This window comes from Halonatronum saccharophilum DSM 13868 (assembly GCF_000517025.1).
GTDB lineage: Bacteria > Bacillota > Halanaerobiia > Halobacteroidales > Halobacteroidaceae > Halonatronum > Halonatronum saccharophilum.
Genome location: NZ_KI912096.1, coordinates 105,361 through 111,770, shown reverse-complemented (window position 1 = coordinate 111,770; position 6,410 = coordinate 105,361). Strand labels below are relative to the sequence as shown.

General features: G+C 31.9%; 7 protein-coding genes. 1 reads left to right on the top strand and 6 read right to left on the bottom strand.

The window, feature by feature from the left end; all coding sequences use genetic code 11:
* On the top strand, positions 1 to 469 hold a 469-nt coding region (locus HALSAC_RS15740; protein ID WP_035571791.1), incomplete at its 5' end, for an IS3 family transposase.
* Positions 470 to 496: 27 nt separating this feature from the next.
* Here HALSAC_RS15740 and HALSAC_RS0110805 read toward each other — a convergent pair.
* The 6 genes from HALSAC_RS0110805 to HALSAC_RS17110 all read right to left on the bottom strand — a co-directional run.
* Complete coding sequence (locus HALSAC_RS0110805) at positions 497 to 979, bottom strand: hypothetical protein (protein ID WP_027340275.1); 483 nt, start codon at positions 977 to 979, stop codon at positions 497 to 499.
* 109 nt (positions 980 to 1,088) lie between these two features.
* Positions 1,089 to 2,675, bottom strand: coding sequence for a glycoside hydrolase family protein (locus HALSAC_RS16580; protein ID WP_281172354.1), 1,587 nt, complete (start codon positions 2,673 to 2,675; stop codon positions 1,089 to 1,091).
* Positions 2,676 to 2,731: 56 nt separating this feature from the next.
* Positions 2,732 to 3,154 carry a hypothetical protein gene (locus HALSAC_RS0110795; RefSeq protein WP_211231341.1) on the bottom strand — a complete coding sequence of 141 codons (423 nt, stop codon included), beginning with the start codon at positions 3,152 to 3,154 and terminating at the stop codon, positions 2,732 to 2,734.
* A gap of 267 nt (positions 3,155 to 3,421) precedes the next feature.
* Positions 3,422 to 4,405 (bottom strand): M23 family metallopeptidase, encoded by a 984-nt coding sequence (locus HALSAC_RS0110790; RefSeq protein WP_027340273.1) that lies wholly within the window; start codon positions 4,403 to 4,405, stop codon positions 3,422 to 3,424.
* A gap of 13 nt (positions 4,406 to 4,418) precedes the next feature.
* Positions 4,419 to 5,759 (bottom strand): alpha amylase N-terminal ig-like domain-containing protein, encoded by a 1,341-nt coding sequence (locus HALSAC_RS15730; RefSeq protein WP_051412191.1) that lies wholly within the window; start codon positions 5,757 to 5,759, stop codon positions 4,419 to 4,421.
* Positions 5,760 to 6,133: 374 nt separating this feature from the next.
* On the bottom strand, positions 6,134 to 6,410 hold a 277-nt coding region (locus tag HALSAC_RS17110; RefSeq protein WP_156924185.1), incomplete at its 5' end, for an IS30 family transposase.

Genomic DNA, 6,410 nt, shown 5'->3' with positions numbered 1-6,410 from the left:
TATTCCTACTCAGGAAGGTTGGCTTTACCTTGCTGTCATAATAGATCTATATTCTCGTAAAGTTGTTGGTTGGTCAATGGATAGCACAATGAAAAAGAATCTTGTAATAAATGCTCTTAATATGGCTCTAAACAATCGCCAGGTCTCAAGAGGACTTATATTTCATTCAGATCGAGGAAGTCAGTACGCTAGTATAGAATTTCAAGAACTATTAATTGAAAATGGATTTAAATCATCAATGAGTCGTAAGGGTAATTGCTGGGATAATGCAGTGTCAGAAAGCTTTTTTGGAACATTGAAAACAGAATTAATTCATCATAATAACTATATAACAAGAGCTCAAGCAAGAAGAGATATATTTGAATATATTGAAGTCTTTTACAATAGATTTAGAATGCACTCGACTTTAAATTATAAAAGTCCAGAAAAATACGAAAACGAGAGAAAAGCCACTAAACTTAGTGTCTAATTTAATGGGGGAACCTCATTAATTCATTCAAAAATCCTCAACTTCTTCATTGGTTTTACTTGTGAAAGCAGCATATATTTTCTCCCTAGTTCCCCAAAACGATCCTCCTATATTTAAATTAAAATTGTACACTTTAGGCTTTATTAACCTAATCCACCTTCCTACAAACTCTCTATTAACAATTTCTCCTACAAACGTAGCAACCTCATTGCCTTCTTCATCTAGTTCAACTAATTTAAGTATTTTATCTTTAGTTACTTTACCTACTAATTTTATCTTACCCTGATATCTTGTATAAAAGTAATTCCCTACTAACTCTTCATCATTATCATAGTACAATATCATATTTATTTTATATTTATTATCAATAGCTCCTTCAAGACGATTGTATTGATTTAGATAAAAAACATCTCCCAGAAGATTTTGAGCTAAAACTACTTCATTGTTATTTAGCTTTGTTAGACATAGAAATATCAGAATTACTATTATTGATTTAATATTTAACTTCATCTAAATTCCTCCTTAGAAAAGAATCCTTTTAATATATTTTTATTGTTGCACTTAATATTTTAATTCATCATATATTAAAAAGATTCTTTAATATATATTAATACCTAAATTATCTATATTTTCTAGTATAATCTCCATCAAAAAACATCTCTAACTCATCTGCCCTGCGTCTAATTAGTCCATCAGAGACTTCTCCACTAGATATTCTATATTCTGCCCATTCTTCTGCCATCCCTTCAAAATCTCCTGCATTTAATTTTGCGATTGTTTGAGATCCATGAATTCCCCCATTCGACACATGACCAGTTCCTACATTAAATATTAAACTAACTAAAGCATCTTGTTGGTTTTGAGTTAAGTCAATCGTTACATTTCTTTCTATATAGTTCTCTGCTATTTCAAGGTCTTTTCTTAATAATTCCTCAGCCTCTTCTTTAGTAATAGGCTCATCAAAGGATTCACCTGGACGAATTAAATGCCCATAACCTATTGTCATATAACCATATCCATCATCATATGCTTCAGGAGCATATAATCCATCTTCTGCTCGATGTTCCTCTTTAGCTTGTTCATAGTCTTGCAGAAAAACAATTCCTTCATTACTCATTCCTGAAGAATCTGTTGTTGAACCTTCTGGCAACTCTAAATCTGGCACATCTAATTCAAAATTATCATCTTTATCTTCTGGTTCATAAAAAGGAAAATCATCTGAATTTGACTCTTCTAAAACGTTCATTGTTTCATCTCCAACTATGCCATCTACTGATAAACCTTGTTCTTCTTGAAATTGCTTTACAACATCTTCTGTCTGTGGTCCATATTTACCATCAACTTCTATGTCATATCCTAAATCCTTTAGTTTTTGCTGTAATTCTCTTACCTCTTCTCCCTCACTTCCATTTCTTAATAATTTGTTATCAATTTCCGCATCTGCATTACCATTCTCTGTTTCACTTGTTCCATCAGTCCTATTACCATCATCTGTTTCGTCTACTTCTTCTGATTCGCCAGGTTCTACTGGATCTGTACCTCCACATGTCCCTGATTGTCTAAGTCCTTCTCTTATTTCTTCATCTGTCATCTTTGAATCTTTATCTTTTCGGTCTGTATCATCTGTACCTCCTGTACCCCCACTGCAACTTCCTGTTAGGCCTTCTTTTATTTCTTTATCTGTCATCCTTGAATTATTATTATTTGTACCTCCTGTACTCCCACTACATCCTCCGCTACTACTTGTTCTACTGCTAGAGCTGCTAGACCTACTAGAACCACCACAACTTCCTCCGCTAAATTGACTCCAACTCATAGTTCTGCCACTACATGAACCACTTCTACTTGAGCCATAATCTCCTTCTGTATAAACTATATTATGCCCCTTTAAGAAGGGTTCTGGATCTATATATCTGCCATCTTTCATAATTTCAAAATCTAAATGAGTTCCACATCCATCCTCATGATGAGAGTATACTCTACCTGTATTAGCCATTGTTCCTATCACTGTATTACTATTTACCCTATCTCCTTCAACTACATTCATAGTATCTAGATGGCTATATTTAGTTAGTAGTCCATTCCCATGATCTATTATTATTCTATTTCCTCCAAACTCAGTCTCACCACTAAAGATAACTTCACCCTGCTTTGCTGCATAGATACTATCTCCTTTATTACCATCTATACCTAAACCTTTATGGATATAGTCTCCCCTATCCTCACCAAACTGACTTAATCTTTACTAACTAAAACCTTATATTAAACTATTTCATTTAATATACTCTCAACCTTTTTCCTATTTCTTTTAGGAATAATACACCTATACTCTTCAGAACTGTCACCATTCTCAACTATTATCTTATTCTTAGCAACTTTAATCTGTTCAACTTCATCATAGCGAATCATTTTTTCTCTAATAATAATGCTTTTATCCCCAATTAGTATTAAACTATATCTAAAACGACTATAAAGACTTACTATGGTTGAAGAAATTATAATTAACAATAAATTTCCAGATAAGAAATACTGTACTTGTGTCCAAAGAAAAAATAATATTAATATCCCAGTTATTACAGTTAATAATTTATCCATTGAAAACTTATATAATACTTCTTCATATATTTTCTGGGCATTTCTAGGAAAGAGAAATAATAACTCATCTGAAAAGATTAAAACACTCATAAGAAAGGCAAAATATGGACTGAAATTATTAGTGGCTATTACCCCATCTTGGATATACATATATGATATAAAAAATGGTAATAATATAATACTTAAAAGGATCCTAAACAATCGCCAATAAAAATTGGATTTATATTTACTATTCACTCTAATCACCTCCGAAAATAAGTGAGACCACCTTTTTAAAAAAAGAAGCAATACACTTATCTAGTGATATTACTTCTTTTCTAAATATTAATCAACTAATTTATCTTATTACAATATCCCCTAACATGATCCTGTACTAGTTTCATCAGAATAATTTTCAGAATAACTTTTAGCATAATCCTCAATATTATGATTTTCATATGCTTGATCTAATAATTTTTGATATGCTTCATCGCTTATAGTATATTCATCTAATTTGTCCATTCCCTTTTCAATTACTCCTTCAATTTCATTAACTATATTATACACTGCATTTATAATCAACCCTGTATCCATTTGAGATTGAGCAGCCATATATTCAGGTGTCTTAACTATCGTCTCTGCTATCTTACTATCATTTGCTGCATCTGTTATTCCTACTATTCTAGGTAATGCACATGTTATAAGCTTAGAAGCGTTTTTACCTATATCAGGGCTTCCAGTAACAGCACTCCCCGCTCCAGTTAAAAGTAAATCCAGAACTACATATCCAGCCACTCTCTCTTTAGTGGTTAATTCTCTATCATATGACTCATTAAATCTTTCAAGACCCTCCTCAAAAAGTTTGTCTCCTGGGTTATTATTCGTCCCACCTCCATCATCAACCTTATCATCTTCGCCAGAAAACTCTTCCCAGGTTTGAGTATTTCCACTACACGAACCACTATTTATTGGGGCAGTAGAATTACTGCCCCCTCCATTACTTGTTCTCTCTTTGAACTCTTCCCATGTCACTGTACTCCCACTACAACCACCATTACTTGTTCTACTGCTAGAGCTGCTAGACCTACTAGAACCACCACAACTTCCTCCACTAAATCGACTCCAACTCATAGTTCTGCCACTACATGAACCACTTCTACTTGAGCCATAATCTCCTTCTGTATAAACTATATTATGCCCCTTTAAGAAGGGTTCTGGATCTATATATCTGCCATCTTTCATAATTTCAAAATCTAAATGAGTTCCACATCCATCCTCATGATGAGAGTATACTCTACCTGTATTACCCATTGTTCCTATCACTGTATTACTATTTACCCTATCTCCTTCAACTGCATTCATAGTATCTAGATGGCTATATTTTGTAAGTAGTCCATTTAGGAATTTTGGCTAAATATTGGCTTGTTGTAGCAGCAAAACCTACTGCATCAGAAGGATTACATTGAAACCAACTTACTATATTTAAAAATCTTCTTAGTGGCTGACAAAAGCCATAGTAATTGATAGATGCATCCCACTTATCACCCTCTAAAAAATCAATACAATCAATCCAAGACTCTCCAACCATATATGCATCTTCATTTACTGACTTAATCTCTTCTCTCATATCTCTCCAAAGTTCATAGTGTATCTGAACATCATCCAATCTTCCTAAAGCATTGGCTGCATCAAAACGCCAACCATCAATGTTAAAAGGCTCACTTAGCCATTTTTTAAGAACTGAATCATCACTTTTATACATAACATCCCTTAAAGCTTGAGAGGTATAATTTAATGTAGTAAACCTATCATCATCTAACCAGAAGTGAAGATTATTATCTTCATCGAAAAAATAATAATCTCTCTCCTTAACATCATTATTATACCCACCGACCTCTTCACCAAAAAAGACACCATTTTTATTTAACCACTTGTGTTCAATACCAGTGTGATTTATTGAAATATCAAGGATAATTCTTATCCCTTCCTTATGTAATGCATCAACTAAGCTCTTTAAAGTATCTTCATCACCCAGATAAGGGTCAATCTTAAAATAATCTATACAATCATATCTATGATTACTTATAGCATAAAATATTGGATTTAAATAAAGAGCATTTACACCAAGCTCTTTTAAATAAGGTATCTTCTCTTTTATCCCTTCTAAATCTCCACCAAAGAAATCTAAACAAAGATTCTCTTCAAAAATCCCTGGTTTTTCATCCCACATCTTCTTTTTAGGCTTATAACCATTACTCATATATCCTCTGTCTTCTTTCTTGCTAATAGCATTACCACTATAGAACCTGTCAGGGAATATGTGGTAAAAAGTGCTAGTCTTGACCCAGTCTACACTCTTATTTGTTATTATCTTAAAATTATACTCCTTAAGAATTGGATCCTTACTTAACCCAATTTTGTTATAATAATAAATCTCTCCATTATTTAAATGGATTCTAAAATAATAATGAATTCTCTTTTGCTTAACCTTTAAATTACACTTATAATAATTAAAAAATTCACCTGTGCTGTAATTAGTTACAATGATATTTTCATCTCCATTGCGTACATAACAAAGTATAACACTTTTTATTGGCGCTCCTTTTAATACTCTAAATAAAATTTCAACCTTCTCACCCAAGTCAGGGTTTGGGTTATTGACAAAATTTTTAGATACATCAGAAAAGATACTATCTTCCCAGCTTATTTTAACCATTATCTATCCTCCTTTCTCATCTTAGTAGTTCGGTCAATTTAATTTTATATAGTATCTCCTTCTATACTTATTACTTTGTATATAAAAAACCCACCAAAAAAAGAATAATTTCTTTTGGTGGGTTTGCCATTAGCTCTACATAACTCAAGGCAACCAAATTAACAAGTTATGCTTCTTCACTCTAATATATATCCAGTTTGATATAATAACATTGTTATGACTAATTTGTTTTTTGTGTTAAATATATCCTTTTTATATTATAACATATTTATAATCATTTTCCAACTGTAAAATATATTTTTCTTAAATAATGAAAATTGCAATATAAAATGCACAGCCTTTATGGAAAAAAACACCTCATATGATGTGTTTATTTATGCTACATTTAAACCTATTTCAAATATATTATTAGAACTTTTAAAACCAAACATCTTCCTAGGATAATTATTAATCCATTTTTCAATTCTTTTAATTTGATTTCTACTAAGATTCTTAAAGCTACTTCCTTTTGGCAAAAACCTTCTAATCATTTTATTTAAGTTCTCATTACTCCCTCTTTGCCAAGAAGAGTAAGCATCAGCATAATATTGCTTTGTCCTTGGAATTTTACTTCCTGTAAAAGAAGTCTCTATTCCTGTATAGTTATAAAAT

Coding starts and splice junctions, on each gene's coding strand:
- HALSAC_RS0110805 (WP_027340275.1), bottom strand. CDS start 979: ATGAAGTTAAATATTAAATCAATAATAGTAATTCTGATATTTCTATGT.
- HALSAC_RS0110795 (WP_211231341.1), bottom strand. CDS start 3,154: ATGAGTGTTTTAATCTTTTCAGATGAGTTATTATTTCTCTTTCCTAGA.
- HALSAC_RS0110790 (WP_027340273.1), bottom strand. CDS start 4,405: ATGAATGCAGTTGAAGGAGATAGGGTAAATAGTAATACAGTGATAGGA.
- HALSAC_RS15730 (WP_051412191.1), bottom strand. CDS start 5,759: ATGGTTAAAATAAGCTGGGAAGATAGTATCTTTTCTGATGTATCTAAA.